The organism is Burkholderia sp. lig30 (assembly GCF_000687455.2).
Lineage (GTDB): Bacteria > Pseudomonadota > Gammaproteobacteria > Burkholderiales > Burkholderiaceae > Burkholderia.
Genome location: NZ_JGVW01000109.1, coordinates 18,694 through 33,253 on the forward strand (window position 1 = coordinate 18,694; position 14,560 = coordinate 33,253).

Here is a 14,560-nt window from a genome sequence, read left to right on the forward strand (position 1 = left end):
CGACACCGGCGAGTTGCGCGGATTGCAACACGATTGCAGGGGCATCGAAGCACGGTTGACCCGATAGGGTTAAAATGCGCGATTAAATTTGGGATGCCGGGTCGTTCCTGCATTCATAACATCTAAGTTGGGGCGATCGGGCCGGCCTGCCGGCTCTCTCGAACCCCGCGTCAGTCGTCGGAGTTCGCTCAGATATGCGAGTCATCCTTGCCCAGCCCCGCGGCTTTTGTGCGGGGGTTGTCCGTGCCATCGAGATTGTCGATCGCGCGCTGCAACAGCACGGCGCGCCGGTTTACGTGCGTCATGAAATCGTCCACAACCGGCATGTGGTCGAAAACCTGCGTGATAAAGGGGCGCGATTCGTTGAAGAACTCGACGAGGTGCCTCACGGCGCTGTCGCGATCTTCAGCGCGCACGGTGTCGCCCAGACGGTCGAGCGCGATGCGGAAGCACGCGGTCTCGACGTGCTCGACGCGACCTGCCCGCTCGTCACGAAAGTGCACGTGCAGGGCCGCCAGTACGTCGCGGCCGGCCGCCGGCTGATCCTGATCGGCCACGCGGGCCATCCGGAAGTCGAAGGCACGGTCGGCCAGATTCCGGGCGAGGTGATCCTCGTCCAGAGCGAGGCCGAGGTGGACACGCTGACGCTGCCGGTCGACACGCCCGTCGCGTACGTCACGCAGACGACGCTGTCGGTCGACGACACGCGCGGCATCATCGAGGCGCTGACGCGCAAGTTCACCGACATCGTCGGGCCGGACACGCGCGACATCTGCTACGCGACGCAGAACCGCCAGGCCGCGGTGCGCGAGCTGAGCGCGCAGGTCGACGTGCTGCTCGTCGTCGGCGCGACCAACAGCTCGAACTCGAACCGCCTGCGCGAGATCGGCACCGAAAGCGGCGTGCCGAGCTATCTCGTCGCCGACGGCTCGGAAGTGAAGGCCGAGTGGTTCGCGAACGCGCAGACGGTCGGCCTGACCGCGGGCGCGTCCGCCCCCGAGGAGATGGTCGAGGATGTGATCGGCGCGCTGCGCGCGCTGGGGCCCGTCGAGGTCACGACGATGGCGGGCCGTGAAGAAAAAGTCGAATTCAAGCTGCCGGCGAAGCTCATGCAAGCTGTCGCCCGCGAAGTTTAAGGAGGACATCCCTTGTCTATTCCGCTGCTCCAGCAAGCCCGTGTCGGCGCGTACATCGTGCGCCAACACCTGTCCGGCAACAAACGCTATCCGCTCGCGCTGATGCTCGAGCCGCTGTTCCGCTGCAACCTCGCCTGTAACGGCTGCGGCAAGATCGATTATCCGGATCCGATCCTGAACCAGCGCCTGTCCGTCGAAGAGTGCCTGCAGGCCGTCGACGAATGCGGCGCGCCCATCGTGTCGATCGCGGGCGGCGAGCCGCTGCTGCACAAGGAGATGCCGGAGATCGTCCGCGGCATCATGAAGCGCAAGAAGTTCGTCTATCTGTGCACGAACGCGCTGCTGATGGAAAAGAAGATGGACGAGTACGAGCCGAGCCCGTACTTCGTCTGGTCGGTCCACCTCGACGGCGACAAGGAGATGCACGATCACTCCGTGTCGCAGGACGGCGTCTACGACAAGGCAGTCGAGGCGATCAAGGAAGCGAAGCGCCGCGGCTTCCGCGTGAACATCAACTGCACGCTGTTCAACGACGCGATCCCCGAGCGCGTCGCGAAGTTCTTCGATACGCTGAAGCCGATCGGCGTCGACGGCATCACCGTGTCGCCGGGCTATGCGTATGAGCGCGCGCCGGACCAGCAGCACTTCCTGAACCGCGAGAAGACGAAGAACCTGTTCCGCGACATCTTCCGGCGCGGCGAAGGCGGCAAGCGCTGGTCGTTCAGCCAGTCGACGCTGTTCCTCGACTTCCTGGCAGGCAACCGCAGCTACAAGTGCACGCCGTGGGGCAACCCGGCGCGCACGGTGTTCGGCTGGCAAAAGCCGTGCTACCTGGTCGGCGAAGGTTACGTGAAGACCTTCAAGGAGCTGATGGAAACGACCGAATGGGACAACTACGGCGTCGGCAACTACGAGAAGTGCGCGGACTGCATGGTCCACTGCGGCTTCGAGGCGACGGCGGTGATGGACACCATCTCGAACCCGCTGAAGGCGCTGCGCGTCAGCATGGGCGGCATCAAGACGGAAGGCCCGTTCGCGCCCGACGTCCCGATGGACAAGCAACGTCCGGCCGAGTACGTGTTCTCGCGTCACGTCGAGATCAAGCTCGAGGAAATCCAGCGCGCCGGCAAGGGCAAGCTGCAGAAGCCGGCCAAGCCGGCAGCGGCGGCGTAAGCCTGCACGGCATGGCGCGGGCCTGACGCCCGCGTCGTCGCGCACCGTCAGGCCTGACGGTCATCGAAAAAGGCGCCATGAATCCGGTTCATGGCGCCTTTTGCTTTTCCGGGCGGCGGCGGCCGCGCGCGCAGCGCGGATTGCCGGGCGGCGGGATAATGGCCGTTCATCGCAGGCGCCGCGTGCGGCGGCGCGCGCGTTCGCATTCTTTTCGAGTCCCTCCATGCCTTCAGCCGACATCAATGCCATCGAAAGCTGGCACGCGCACGTCTACTTCGACGCCGACAGCCGCGACGCCGCATGGGCGCTTCGGGAAACGATCGGGCAACGCTTCGGCGCGAGCGTGGCGCTCGGCCGCTTTCACGAGCGCCTCGTCGGGCCGCATCCGGCGTGGTCGTACCAGATCGCGTTCGAGCCCGCGCGATTCGCCGAGATCGTGCCGTGGCTCGTGCTGAACCACGGCGCGCTCGACGTGTTCGTGCATCCGAATACGGGGGATGCGCTGCGGGATCATCGCGATGCGGCGGTGTGGATCGGGAAGTCGTATGCGTTGAATCTGGCGGCGCTCGGGGGATGACGCGCGTGCCGCGCTTCAAAGACAAAGGCGTCATGGCCCGCAAGCCATGACGCCTTTTTTGCTTCATCAGCGCCGCTTCACCCGCTCAGCAGCACTTCCCCGCCCCCGATCCGTACCGTGCATTCTGACGCTCGCGGAAGAACTCCTCGTACGTCATCACCGGCCGGTCCGGGTGCGTCTCGCGCATGTGCGCGACGTAGGTATCGTAGTCGGGCAGGCCGACCATCAGCCGCAACGCCTGCCCCAGATAGCGCCCTGCGCTGCGCAGATCGCTTCCCAGATCGCTGAACATCGCGGCCTCCCCTTAACGCCCGCTGCCGAGCGCCTGCGCGGCCGGCAGCGTCTCGTACGGCGTCTCGCGCACCGTCGGCTTGGCCTCGCGGCGTGCGCGCACCACGGCGAGCGCGCCATAGATCGCGATGCTCACCACGACGAAGATGAACAGCCCGGCGAGCGCGGCGTCGATATAGTCGTTGAAGATGATGCGCTTCATCTGCGCGATCGACTTCGCCGGCGCGAGCACCTTGCCTTCGTCCACGGCGGCCTGCAGCTTCGCCGCATGCGCCATGAAGCTGACCTTCGGATTCGCGTCGAACATCTTCTGCCAGCCCGCCGTCAGCGTGCAGATCAGCAGCCACACGGTCGGCACGAGCGTCACCCACGCGAACCGCTCGCGCTTCATCTTGAACAGCACGACCGTGCCGAGCACCAGCGCGATCGCCGCCAGCATCTGGTTCGAAATGCCGAACAGCGGCCAGAGCGTGTTGATGCCGCCGAGCGGATCGACCACACCCTGATACAGGAAGTAGCCCCACGCGGCCACGCACAGGCCCGTCGCGGTCAGGTTCGCCGGCAGCGATTCGGTGCGCTTGAGCGCCGGATGGAACGTGCCGAGCAGATCCTGCAGCATGAAGCGGCCCGCGCGCGTGCCCGCATCGACTGCCGTCAGGATGAACAGCGCCTCAAACAGGATCGCGAAGTGATACCAGAACGCCATCATCGCCTCGCCGCCGATCACCTGGTGCAGGATCTGCGCCATGCCCACCGCGAGGGTCGGCGCGCCGCCGGCGCGCGCGACGATCGTCGTCTCGCCGACGGCCTTCGCCGTTTGCGTCAGCATGTCCGGCGTCAGCATGAAGCCCCATTGCGTGACGGTGTGCGCGACCGCGTCCGGCGTCGTGCCGAGCACGGCGGCCGGCGCGTTCATCGCGAAGTAGATGCCCGGCTCGATCACGCAGGCCGCCACGAGCGCCATGATCGCGACGAACGATTCCATCAGCATCGCGCCGTAACCGATGAAGCGCGCGTTGGTTTCGTTATCGAGCAGCTTCGGTGTCGTGCCCGACGCGATCAGCGCGTGGAAGCCCGACACCGCGCCGCATGCGATCGTGATGAACAGGAACGGGAACAGGTTGCCCGACCACACCGGGCCGGTGCCGTCGACGAACTTCGTCAGCGCAGGCATCTTCAGTTCCGGCGCGACGATCAGGATGCCGATCGCCAGGCCGACGATCGTGCCGATCTTCAGGAACGTCGACAGGTAGTCGCGCGGCGCGAGCAGCAGCCACACCGGCAGCACCGACGCGACGAAGCCGTAGCCGATCAGGATCCAGGTGAGCTGCGTGCCGCTGAACGTGAACCACGCGGCGAGCGTCGCCGAGTCGTGCACGTTCTGGCCGAACGCGATTGCCGCCATCAGGCCGATGAAGCCGATGATCGACACTTCGCCGATGCGGCCCGGACGGATGTAGCGCGTGTAGACGCCCATGAACAGCGCGATCGGAATCGTCGCGGCGACGGTGAACGTGCCCCACGGCGAGTTGGTCAGCGCCTTCACGACGATCAGCGCGAGCACCGCGAGGATGATCACCATGATCAGGAACGCGCCGAACAGCGCGATCACGCCGGGCACCGTGCCCAGCTCCATCTTGACGAGATCGCCGAGCGAGCGGCCGTCGCGGCGCGTCGAGATGAACAGCACCATGAAATCCTGCACCGCGCCGGCGAACACGACGCCTGCCAGGATCCACAGCATGCCGGGCGTGTAGCCCATCTGCGCGGCGAGCACCGGGCCGACGAGCGGCCCTGCGCCGGCGATCGCGGCGAAGTGGTGGCCGAACAGCACGTACTTGTTGGTCGGCACGTAGTCGAGGCCGTCGTTGTGCCGCACGGCGGGCGTCATCCGCAGGCCGTCGAGCTGCATCACCTTGCTGGCGATGAAACGGCTGTAGAAGCGATACGCGATCAGATATACGCAAACGGCGGCGATCACGATCCAGAGTGCACTGACCCGCTCGCCGTGCGCGAGCGCGATCGTGCCGAACGCGAACGCACCCAACAGCGCGACCGCAATCCAGATCAAGTAACTGGAAGCCCGATTCATGGCGTCTCCTGTCTATTTATTGATTTTGCGCGGTTGCATGACCGCGCTCCTGTGACGGCAAGGCGTCGTGCATCGGCCTCGCTATGGGCGATGCGGTGGAAACGTAGTATTCCGCGTTCCGGGGCACTCTTACAAGCGGATAACTACGTATCCGGGCCTACGTAATATTACGTACGAAGTGCGAACGACGAGCGGCGCCGTGAGTCGTCTCCTTGACGCAAGGAGACTGTTTCACCACCGATCCTGTTTCCGCGTGACGCTTCTACGGCCGGGCGATCGACGTTTGCCGCCGCGCGATGCATACGCTTCGTGCCGGCCCTGACCACAGCCATCGATACCCCGTCGTCTATCGACGACGCGCGGACATGTATTTCAGGTAGTCGATGATCGCATCGAGATCGGCGTCGCTCATCACCGCCGGCTCGAAGCCGTGCATCTTCATGTCGGGCCATGCGCGGACCGTATCCGGACGCCGGATCAACGCCCGCAATGCCCAGGGCTGGAAATATTCGGTCGGATTGTGCGGCTGATTCAGATCGGGGCCGAGCGATGCGTCGCCGATGCCGTTCATGCGGTGGCAGACCATGCATTGCGTCGCGAAGAGCGTGCCGCCCCGCCGTATCGGCGACGCGGCCGGGACATCGTCGCCGACCGACAGTTGATGCCAGCGATCCTTGCGCGCCGGCACGGCGCGTATCGACGCGACCTGAAACGGCCATTGCTCGCTCAGCACGCCCGCGGCCGCCGGATCGAGCCACACGAGATAAAACGGGCCGATCGCCTGACCCGCAGGCGTTTTCGGCCACGGCTTGCCGGGCGTCTCGATCGCGAGATACGGCACCGCGCGTTGCGTGCCGTCGTTGAAGACCAGGGCCGCCGGCACGGTCGTGACGAAACCGTCCCGGGCAACGACCTGAAGGTCCTCGCCGTCCGGCAGCCCGTTGCCGCCCAGAAGCGCGCGCAACGGCACCGCCCGGTAAGTCATGGTGCGCCGGTAGGAAACGTCGCCCGGCACGTCTATCGTGCGGACGTCGGGCCGGGCCAGCAATTCTTCGGTCGTCAGCGTCTTTTCATGGCCGAGGTTCACGATCAGCTCGGCCGCCATGATCGGTGCGGAGAACAGCAACGCAGCGGCCAATGCGAGCATCGGCACCCGTCGACGATTCATGTTCATTGGCGTCCTTCCGAATCGGCTTGACCGCTGCCGGCTGCAGCGTGACGCGCATCGTAGCACGCGGGTCCGGACGCAAAGTCGTATGGGAGCGCCGCTCGAATACGACGCCGATTCGGTGCCGGCCCCCCGCGAGCCGATCGCAACGCTGCGATTTCCGCGCCTGCGGCATACTGACGAACGCCTCTGTTGAAACGGTCCCGATAACGCGCGTCGCCCATGCTCCTCCACTTCGGCCAGAACCGCTCGGCCAGTCTCGATCGCCGCCTGGCGTGCAGCCTCGCATTCGTCGCCGGCGCACTGAACTCCGCCGGGTTCTATTCGCTTGGCTTCTTCGCCGCCAACATGACGGGCAACGTGTCGGCAGGCGCCGACAAGATCGCGTTGGGCGACATGGTCCAGGGCGCCGCCTACCTGCTGCTGCCGGTCGCGTTCATTTTCGGCGCCGCGCTCGCGGCGGCGCTGGTGGACTACGGGCTGCGGCGCGGCATCAACCGGATCTACGCGTGGAGCATCCTGTCCGAAGCGTTGATGCTGGCGCTGCTCGGCGTCATCGACATCCTGCACCACAACCACAGTACGGTCCTGGTGCTGGGCCTCAGCATCGTCATGGGGTTTCAGAACGCGGTCGTCACGCGCATTTCGAATGCGCAGGTCAGAACGACACACGTGTCCGGCATGTCGACGGATATCGGCATAGGAATAGGACTGCTGGCGGCGCGCACGCTTCAGGGCGAAGCCCACCCGGAAAGGAAAACGCTCATCGAGCGGCTACGCCTGCATGGCTTCACGGTGCTATCGTTTTGCGCGGGCGGCGTGCTGGGGGTCGTCGCAGACAAGATCATCGGCCCGGGCCTGCTGTTTGCCGCCGCCATCCTGCTGATCGTGCTCGCCCTCCCCAGCCTCCTGTCGCCTCGCACGGAAGGCGGTGGCGATGGCGTCGGAAAATGACGACGCCATCGCCGCGTCTCACGCGTTGCGCGAGTACACGCGACGGTGGCGCACCGCCTCGGCGAGCACGTCGAGCACCGGCTCGGTTTGCGGCCAGCTCAGGCAGGCATCGGTGATCGACACCCCGTACTGCAACGGCACGCCCGGCTTGAGATCCTGGCGGCCCGCTTCGAGGTTGCTTTCGATCATCACGCCGACGATGCGATGCTCGCCCTGCGCCAGTTGCCGCGCCAGATCCTGCGCGACGTCGATCTGGCGCTCGTGCGACTTGTTCGAATTGGCATGCGAGCAATCGACCATGACCTGCTCGCGCAGCCCTGCCGCGCGCAGCACCGCGCAACTCGCTTCGATGCTCGCGGCGTCGTAGTTCGGGCCGTTCTTGCCGCCGCGCAGGATCACGTGCGCGTCGTCGTTGCCGCGCGTCTCGAAGATCGCGGCCATCCCCATCTTGGTCATGCCCATGAACGCGTGGCTCGCGCGCGCCGCGATGATCGCGTCCGACGCGACCTGGACGCCGCCGTCGGTACCGTTCTTGAATCCGATCGGGCAGCTCAGGCCCGACGCGAGCTGGCGGTGGCTCTGGCTTTCGGTGGTGCGCGCGCCGATCGCGCCCCACGCGATCAGGTCCGCGATGTATTGCGGGCTCAGCAGGTCGAGAAACTCGGTGCCGGCCGGCAAGCCCAGCGCGTTGACGTCGAGCAGCAGCTGTCGCGCGCAGCGCAGGCCTTCGTTGATACGGAAGCTGCCGTCGAGCCGCGGATCGTTGATGTAGCCCTTCCAGCCGACCGTCGTGCGCGGTTTTTCGAAATAGACGCGCATGACGATCAGCAAGTCGTCCTTCAGCGCGTCGGCCGCCACCTTGAGGCGCCGCGCATAGTCGAGCGCCTGGTTGTGGTCATGGATCGAGCACGGCCCGACGACCACGACCAGCCGGTCGTCCCGGCCGTGCAGGATGCCGCCGATCGCCGCGCGCGTGGCTTCGACGAGGGTCTGGACGTCGGACGGCACCGGCATCTCGTCCTGCAGCAGCGCAGGGGAAATGAGCGGACGGACCGCGCCGATGCGAACGTCGTCGATGCGCGTCGTGTCCTGGGTCGCGTCGGCGACGCCTACCTCGCGATCGTGTGATGGATTGTCGAGGTTTTTCATCTGGGCCTCCCGGGCATTCATGACAACCCGAATTATGGCACCCGCGTTGTCGTCGCAGCGCGGGAACCGTGCGGGAAGGCTGAGCGGCGTCAGATGTGCCGGCGCGACGCGCCGGCGAGCGACGACGCGCGCGATCAGGACGGGCGCGTGAACTGATCGACCGGGATACCCAGTTCGGATGCCATGCGCTCGACGAGCGCCTGAAGCCGGGTCAACTCGTCGGCCATCCGCTTCTGCTCGGCTTTCAGCGCTTCGAACTCGGAGGGCGGAACCGACGCCGCATCGGCATCACCCGCCGCCTCCTCGCTCACGGCGACCTCGCCGCACAGCAGATGCATCCAGCGGTTTTCCCGCGCGCCCGCCGCGCGCGGCAGCTTGACGACGAGCGACGGCTGGCGCGCGGCGAGCTCGTCCAGAAACGCCTCGACCGACGAGATGTCGGCGAAGCCATGCAGGCGCGCCGTATTCAGTCGCAACTCCGCGGCGGTCTGCGGGCCGCGCAGAAGCAGGATCGTCAGCAGCGCCGCCGCCTGGCTCGGAATGCCGAGCACGCGGGTCATGTTGTGCTCGAAGCGCGGCACGCGGCTGCTGCTGCCTTCCATCGCGAGGCTAAGATGCTTCAGGCTGTCGATCGCGGTCAGCACCTCGTCCTCGGTGACGTTCATCACCGGCGCGCGCGCGGTCTTCTGGTTGCAGCCGGCAGTCAGCGCGTTGAGCGAAAGCGGATAGGTATCCGGAACCGTGTGCTGCTTTTCCACCAGCACGCCGAGGATGCGGGCCTCGAGCGCGGTGAGGGCACGGATGGATGAGTACGAAGGAGCGTCCGGAGTAGTGTTCATGTGTGACGGCACAATGTGCTGCGTATATCGATGAGCGGATCGCGGGCCTGCCGGTGAGGCTCGGCGGATGGCCCATATGATAGCCGGTGTCGCGGCGTGCGATGATCGCCGCCCGGTGCCTCCCGGCATGCGCGTCGCCGGAAGGCCGCCGGACCGGCACGGCGGCCGAACCGCACGCCTCGGAACGGCGTGCGCGTGCGATGCCGAAACACGCCGCTGCCCGGCCCCTTTTCGAGTTCTGACAATCCCGGCCTCGCCGACGTGTAAACTGCTGCCTTTTTTCGACTCTTGCGGTATGGTGCAAGCCCCCCAGCGCCCGGCCTTGAGTGCCCCGACCCTCATTCGCCTGATCGCGCGCGTTGCGGACGCCGACGTTTCCGAACCCAGGCAATCGCTGTCGGACCGGTTGAGCCAATGGCTCGGCTGGACCGACGCGATCGCGCTGTCCACGGTGCTGAGCGGCAATCCGCCGGCCGTCGCCGCCGTCGCCCACGCGTCGGTCGGCGACGCGGAGAGCCTGTGCGCCCGCGTTCGCGTTTCGTTGCGGAATGCGATCACCGGCGACAGCGCGTCCGCCGCCGACCGGCGCGGCACGCGCGCGCATGCGCCCGCACGGCAGGCGCCGATGGATACGGCGGACGATTACCCGGTGTTCCGTCAGCACTATCTGTCCGTGCAGCAGACGATGGAAACGGAGATCGGCAATCTGCGCGGCCGCCTGCGGGTCATGCTGGCCGCCAGAGCGCCCCGCATGGCGCGGCTCGCGACCGTGGATGCCGTGATGGAGCGCGTGCTCGGCGCGCGCGAACGGAGCCTGCTGGCCGGCGTGCCCGCGCTGCTCGGCGCGCACTTCGCGCGCTTGCGCGACGCCGAACGGCAGAGGCTCGCGGATGCCGACGCGCCGGAGGGCGCACCGGTCACGCCCGGCGCATGGCTGAACGTGTTCCGCAAGGATATGCAGAGCGTGTTGCTCGCCGAGCTCGATGTCCGGTTTCAAACGATCGAAGGGTTGCTCGCGGCCATTCGCACCAGCTAACGAAGACGCTATGTCCAGATTTCGCATTGATCTTGTAGTTTTTGGGGCTGGTCTGGCCGCCGTGTGCTGGATCGCCGCCGGTTATGCCGGCTCGAACCCGCTCGCTGCGGCCGTCACGCTGTTGATTGGCGCGTGCTACGTGACGGGCGCGCTCGAACTGCGGCGCTACCGGCAGGCCACGTCCACGCTTGCGCACGCCGTCGCGGGCCTGTCCGAGCCGCCGCCCGTGCTCGGCGCGTGGCTCGACCCGTTGCACCCGAGCCTGCGCAGCGCGGTGCGCGCGCGCGTCGAGGGCGAGCGCGCGGCGCTGCCGGGACCGGCGCTGACGCCCTACCTGGTCGGCCTGCTGGTGCTGCTGGGCATGCTCGGCACGCTGCTCGGCATGGTCGCCACCCTCAAGGGAACCGGCGCCGCGCTGGAAAGTGCGACCGACCTGAACGCGATCCGCGCTTCGCTGGCCGCGCCGATCAAGGGGCTCGGGTTCGCGTTCGGCACCTCGATCGCGGGCGTGGCCACTTCCGCGATGCTCGGCCTGCTGTCCGCGCTGTGCCGCCGTGAGCGGCTCCACGCGGCGCAGCAACTCGACGTGAAGATCGCGACGACGTTGCGCAGCCACTCGCAGCGCCATCAACGCGAAGAAACCTTCAGGCTGCTGCAGCGGCAGGCCGACGTGATGCCCGCGCTGGTCGATCGGCTGCAGACGATGATGACGGCGATCGAGCAGCAGAGCATCGCGGCGAACGCGCGGCAGATCGCCAGCCAGCAAGTGTTCTTCGACAAGGCGGAGGCCGCGTGCAACCGCCTCGCGACGTCCGTGGGACAGTCGTTGAACGAGAGCGCCGCCGAAAGCGCGCGCGCCGCCGGCGCCGCGCTTCAGCCGGTCATGGAAGCCACGATGGCGGGGCTTTCGCGCGAGACGGCCGCGTTGCACGATTCGGTCACGCATGCGGTGCAGCAGCAGCTCGACGGACTGTCGACCGGCTTCGCCGCGACGACCACGACCGTGTCGGGCATCTGGAAGGACGCACTGGCCGAGCACCGGCAATCGAGCGAGGCGCTTTCCGGGCACCTGCGCACCGCGCTGGACCGGTTCACCGAAACCTTCGAGCAACGCTCGGCCAACCTGCTCGAGGGCGTCTCGGCACGGCTCGAAGCAGCGGAACGCGGCGTATCGGACGCGTGGAACGACGCGTTGTCGCGGCAAGAGCAAGCCAGCGACAAACTGGCGGGCCGCAACGAGCACGCGCTCGCGGCAGCCGCGGCGACCTTCGAACAGCACGCCGCATCGCTGCTGCGCACCGTGAGTCAGTCGCACGCGGACCTGCAGGCGGAACTGGCGTCGCGCGACCAGCAGCGGCTGGCCGCATGGACCGAGGCGGTCGGCTCGATGACCGCCTCGCTGAACAAGGAATGGGAAGTCATCGGCGCAAACGCGGCCGCGCGCCAGCAGGCAATCTGCGACACGCTGGCCCGGACCGCACATGACATCGCCGCGCAGACGCAGACACACGCCAGCGACACGATCACCGAGATCTCGCGCCTCGTGCAAACCGCATCGGAAGCGCCGAAGGCCGCCGCCGAGCTCGTCGCCGATCTGCGCCAGTCGCACGCAGACCTGCAGGCGGAACTGGCATCGCGCGACCAGCAACGCTTGACCGCATGGACCGAGACCGTCACGTCGATGGCCGCCACGCTGAGCAAGGAATGGGAAGCGACGGGCGCGAGCACCGCCACGCGCCAGCAGGCAATCTGCGACGCGCTGGCCCGCACCGCGCGCGACATCGCCGCGCAGACGCAGACACACGCCAGCGACACGATCACCGAGATCTCGCGGCTTGTGCAGACCGCGTCGGAAGCGCCGAAGGCCGCCGCCGAGCTCGTCGCCGAACTGCGCCAATCGCACGCGGACCTGCAGGCCGAACTGGCGTCGCGCGACCAGCAGCGCTTGACCGCGTGGACCGAGACCGTCGCGTCGATGGCCGCCACGTTGAGCAAGGAATGGGAAGCGACGACCGCGAACACCGCCACGCGCCAGCAGGAAATCTGCGACGCGCTGGCCCGCACCGCACACGACATCACCGCGCACACGCAGGCGCACGCCAGCGATACGATCACCGAGATCTCGCGCCTCGTGCAAGCGGCATCGGAGGCGCCGAAGGCCGCGGCGGAAGTCATCGCCGAGCTGCGCCAGCGGCTCTCCGACAGCATGGTTCGCGACACCGCGATGCTGGACGAGCGCAGCCGCCTGCTGGCAACGCTGGAGACCCTGCTCGACGCGGTCAACCATGCGTCCACCGAGCAGCGAGGCGCGGTCGATGCGCTCGTCGCGACGTCGGCGGATCTGCTGGATCGTGTCGGCACCCGCTTCAACGACAAGGTCGATGCGGAAACCGAAAAGCTGGACGCGGTGGCGGCGCAGGTCACCGCGAGCGCCGTCGAGGTCGCGAGCCTCGGCGACGCATTCGGGCTGGCCGTGCAGTCGTTCGGCCAGTCCAACGACATGCTGATGACCCAACTGCAGCGCATCGAAGCCGCGCTCGACAAATCCCTTGCGCGCAGCGACGAACAGCTCGCGTACTACGTCGCGCAGGCTCGGGAAGTCATCGATCTGAGCATGATGTCGCAGAAGCAGATCGTCGAAGACCTGCAACAGCTCGCCGACCAGCGGGCATCCGCCGGAGCATAAGCCCATGCGCGAGGAAATCGACGGCGACGTTGAGAGCACTGCGCCGATCTGGGCCGCATTCGGCGACCTGATGTCGGTGCTGCTGGGCGCCTTCGTGCTGATTCTGGTCGGCGTCATCGGCACGCAACTGGAACTCTCGACCCGGCTCCAGGAAGCGGTCAAAGAGCGGCAGGCGGAAGCGCAGCAGCGCAAGACGCTGGAGCAGGCGCTGGCGGGGCCGCTGGCGGCGGGACGGGTGACGCTCGTCAACGGACGCATCGGCATCAGCGGCAGCGTGCTGTTCGCGCTGAACTCCGATCAGTTGCAGCCCGAAGGGCGGGCGTTGCTGAAGAGCCTGGCGGGACCGCTGTCCGCCTACCTGAAGGCGCGTGACGAGATCCTGATGGTGAGCGGCTTCGCGGACGACCAGCAGGTGCGCTCGAGCAATCACCGCTTTGCCGACAACTGGGAGCTGTCGGCCCAGCGCGCGTTGACGGTGACGCGCGCGTTCGTCGACGAGGGCATTCCCGCTGCGTCGGTATTTGCGGCCGCGTTCGGCTCGGAGCAGCCGGTGAGTTCCAATGCCGATAACGAAGGGCGAGCCAGGAACCGGCGCGTGGAGATCGCACCTGTTCCGCGATCGACCGCTTCCAGCGGTGGGCGCCGTGAGTAACGGCGAGACACGCGCGCGGGCCGTGATCGACGCGTGGCGCGAACGCGGCGCCGATCGCATGGACCCGGTCCGGTTTCGTTTCATCGATGCGCTGGATCGGCGCGCGGCCGGTCACGGCGGCGAGGCGCGGCGCATTCTCGATGAGCGGCTGTCCAGGTTGATGGCGAACTATGCGGCGGATATCGCGCGCGCCGACGCCGCGGGCGAGGTTGAGGGCCGTGTTCGCGATGCGGACGGTATGGCGTTGCCGGCGGATCAGCCTGCCCGCGGCGCGCTCTCGGGACTCGTCGATTACATCACGAGCCGTGCGCCGACAGGCGGGAGCGTCCGCGTGAGTCAGGCCGCGCCCGGGACCGCACCGTCGCCCGAACCGGAGATGCTCGATTACTTCAGGGAAACCTGGTCGAGGGTCCGTGCGGAAAAGCAGCTTCGCCAGTCGCTCGGTCAGGCGCCGAGGAATGCCGGCCCGCTCAATTCGAGCAGCCTCGTGCATCGGTCGCTGTCCCTGATGCGGGAGCTGTCGCCCGAGTATCTCAAGCAGTTCCTGTCGTATGTGGATACCTTGTCGTGGCTCGAGCAATTCGGCAACGGCAACGGCGACGTCGCGGCGGGGAAGGATGGGCCTCGCGCGAAGAGCGGCAGGAAGGTGACGCGGAGCAAGGCGCGTTAGCCCGCTCGCCGGGCTTGCGCGTCGGTGTCGTCAGCCGCTTTCGACCGGCCGGGGCGACACCCCCAAAATCGCATGGCGCGCGCGACAGCGGAGCATCGCCTCCCGTATACTCTGGCGCCCATCCACTCAATGCCCAA

14 protein-coding genes are annotated in these 14,560 nt (G+C 67.1%); 8 read left to right on the top strand and 6 right to left on the bottom strand.

The genetic code is table 11. The features are described from left to right. Positions 1-194: 194 nt before the first annotated feature. Entirely contained in the window at positions 195-1,136 is a 942-nt protein-coding gene (gene ispH, locus LIG30_RS21585) for a 4-hydroxy-3-methylbut-2-enyl diphosphate reductase (RefSeq protein ID WP_038715313.1), read from the top strand. Positions 1,137-1,148: 12 nt separating this feature from the next. After that, entirely contained in the window at positions 1,149-2,309 is a 1,161-nt protein-coding gene (gene hpnH / locus LIG30_RS21590) for an adenosyl-hopene transferase HpnH (RefSeq protein ID WP_038715316.1), read from the top strand. A 47-nt stretch (positions 2,310-2,356) separates the two neighbouring features. Here hpnH and LIG30_RS27480 read toward each other — a convergent pair whose 3' ends face one another. Continuing rightward, a complete protein-coding gene (locus LIG30_RS27480; protein WP_268760723.1) occupies positions 2,357-2,479 on the bottom strand; it encodes a hypothetical protein in 123 nt (40 codons plus the stop codon). Positions 2,480-2,532: 53 nt separating this feature from the next. Here LIG30_RS27480 and LIG30_RS21595 point away from each other — a divergent pair, with 53 nt between their 5' ends. After that, positions 2,533-2,886, top strand: a complete 354-nt coding sequence (locus LIG30_RS21595; RefSeq protein ID WP_038715317.1) for a DOPA 4,5-dioxygenase family protein — start codon at positions 2,533-2,535, stop codon at positions 2,884-2,886. Positions 2,887-2,971: 85 nt separating this feature from the next. Here LIG30_RS21595 and LIG30_RS21600 read toward each other — a convergent pair whose 3' ends face one another. The 3 genes from LIG30_RS21600 to LIG30_RS21610 all read right to left on the bottom strand — a co-directional run bounded on the left by LIG30_RS21600 (position 2,972) and on the right by LIG30_RS21610 (position 6,437). Next, a complete protein-coding gene (locus LIG30_RS21600; protein WP_038715319.1) occupies positions 2,972-3,178 on the bottom strand; it encodes a YbdD/YjiX family protein in 207 nt (68 codons plus the stop codon). A gap of 12 nt (positions 3,179-3,190) precedes the next feature. Beyond that, positions 3,191-5,269: a carbon starvation CstA family protein gene (locus LIG30_RS21605; RefSeq protein ID WP_038715320.1), complete on the bottom strand. Its 2,079-nt coding sequence runs from the start codon at positions 5,267-5,269 to the stop codon at positions 3,191-3,193. 346 nt (positions 5,270-5,615) lie between these two features. After that, a complete protein-coding gene (locus tag LIG30_RS21610; protein ID WP_038715414.1) occupies positions 5,616-6,437 on the bottom strand; it encodes a cytochrome c in 822 nt (273 codons plus the stop codon). 222 nt (positions 6,438-6,659) lie between these two features. On the opposite strand from LIG30_RS21610, the gene LIG30_RS21615 reads away from it, so the two are divergent. Then, positions 6,660-7,391: a YoaK family protein gene (locus LIG30_RS21615; RefSeq protein WP_038715322.1), complete on the top strand. Its 732-nt coding sequence runs from the start codon at positions 6,660-6,662 to the stop codon at positions 7,389-7,391. Between the two features lie 18 nt (positions 7,392-7,409). Here LIG30_RS21615 and LIG30_RS21620 read toward each other — a convergent pair whose 3' ends face one another. Then, entirely contained in the window at positions 7,410-8,540 is a 1,131-nt protein-coding gene (locus tag LIG30_RS21620; protein ID WP_038715324.1) for a 3-deoxy-7-phosphoheptulonate synthase, read from the bottom strand. A gap of 134 nt (positions 8,541-8,674) precedes the next feature. Continuing rightward, positions 8,675-9,379 carry a YceH family protein gene (locus tag LIG30_RS21625; RefSeq protein ID WP_038715325.1) on the bottom strand — a complete coding sequence of 235 codons (705 nt, stop codon included), beginning with the start codon at positions 9,377-9,379 and terminating at the stop codon, positions 8,675-8,677. A gap of 76 nt (positions 9,380-9,455) precedes the next feature. On the opposite strand from LIG30_RS21625, the gene LIG30_RS21630 reads away from it, so the two are divergent. The 4 genes from LIG30_RS21630 to LIG30_RS21645 are packed head-to-tail and all read left to right on the top strand — an operon-like array spanning position 9,456 to position 14,423. Then, positions 9,456-10,415: a DUF3348 domain-containing protein gene (locus LIG30_RS21630; RefSeq protein WP_235510357.1), complete on the top strand. Its 960-nt coding sequence runs from the start codon at positions 9,456-9,458 to the stop codon at positions 10,413-10,415. Between the two features lie 10 nt (positions 10,416-10,425). Then, positions 10,426-13,101, top strand: coding sequence for a DUF802 domain-containing protein (locus LIG30_RS21635; RefSeq protein ID WP_038715329.1), 2,676 nt, complete (start codon positions 10,426-10,428; stop codon positions 13,099-13,101). A 4-nt stretch (positions 13,102-13,105) separates the two neighbouring features. After that, positions 13,106-13,753, top strand: coding sequence for an OmpA family protein (locus LIG30_RS21640; RefSeq protein ID WP_038715330.1), 648 nt, complete (start codon positions 13,106-13,108; stop codon positions 13,751-13,753). Beyond that, on the top strand, positions 13,746-14,423 hold the full coding sequence (locus LIG30_RS21645) for a DUF2894 domain-containing protein (RefSeq protein WP_038715416.1): 678 nt from the start codon (positions 13,746-13,748) through the stop codon (positions 14,421-14,423). Before LIG30_RS21640 ends, LIG30_RS21645 begins: the two co-directional genes overlap by 8 nt. Positions 14,424-14,560 lie beyond the last annotated feature (137 nt).

Bases quoted from the DNA above. Each gene is read 5' to 3' on its own strand.
- ispH (WP_038715313.1), top strand. From the start codon at position 195: ATGCGAGTCATCCTTGCCCAGCCCCGCGGCTTTTGTGCGGGGGTTGTC.
- LIG30_RS27480 (WP_268760723.1), bottom strand. From the start codon at position 2,479: ATGAACGGCCATTATCCCGCCGCCCGGCAATCCGCGCTGCGCGCGCGG.
- LIG30_RS21595 (WP_038715317.1), top strand. From the start codon at position 2,533: ATGCCTTCAGCCGACATCAATGCCATCGAAAGCTGGCACGCGCACGTC.
- LIG30_RS21600 (WP_038715319.1), bottom strand. From the start codon at position 3,178: ATGTTCAGCGATCTGGGAAGCGATCTGCGCAGCGCAGGGCGCTATCTG.
- LIG30_RS21605 (WP_038715320.1), bottom strand. From the start codon at position 5,269: ATGAATCGGGCTTCCAGTTACTTGATCTGGATTGCGGTCGCGCTGTTG.
- LIG30_RS21610 (WP_038715414.1), bottom strand. From the start codon at position 6,437: ATGAATCGTCGACGGGTGCCGATGCTCGCATTGGCCGCTGCGTTGCTG.
- LIG30_RS21615 (WP_038715322.1), top strand. From the start codon at position 6,660: ATGCTCCTCCACTTCGGCCAGAACCGCTCGGCCAGTCTCGATCGCCGC.
- LIG30_RS21620 (WP_038715324.1), bottom strand. From the start codon at position 8,540: ATGAAAAACCTCGACAATCCATCACACGATCGCGAGGTAGGCGTCGCC.
- LIG30_RS21625 (WP_038715325.1), bottom strand. From the start codon at position 9,379: ATGAACACTACTCCGGACGCTCCTTCGTACTCATCCATCCGTGCCCTC.
- LIG30_RS21630 (WP_235510357.1), top strand. From the start codon at position 9,456: ATGATAGCCGGTGTCGCGGCGTGCGATGATCGCCGCCCGGTGCCTCCC.
- LIG30_RS21635 (WP_038715329.1), top strand. From the start codon at position 10,426: ATGTCCAGATTTCGCATTGATCTTGTAGTTTTTGGGGCTGGTCTGGCC.
- LIG30_RS21640 (WP_038715330.1), top strand. From the start codon at position 13,106: ATGCGCGAGGAAATCGACGGCGACGTTGAGAGCACTGCGCCGATCTGG.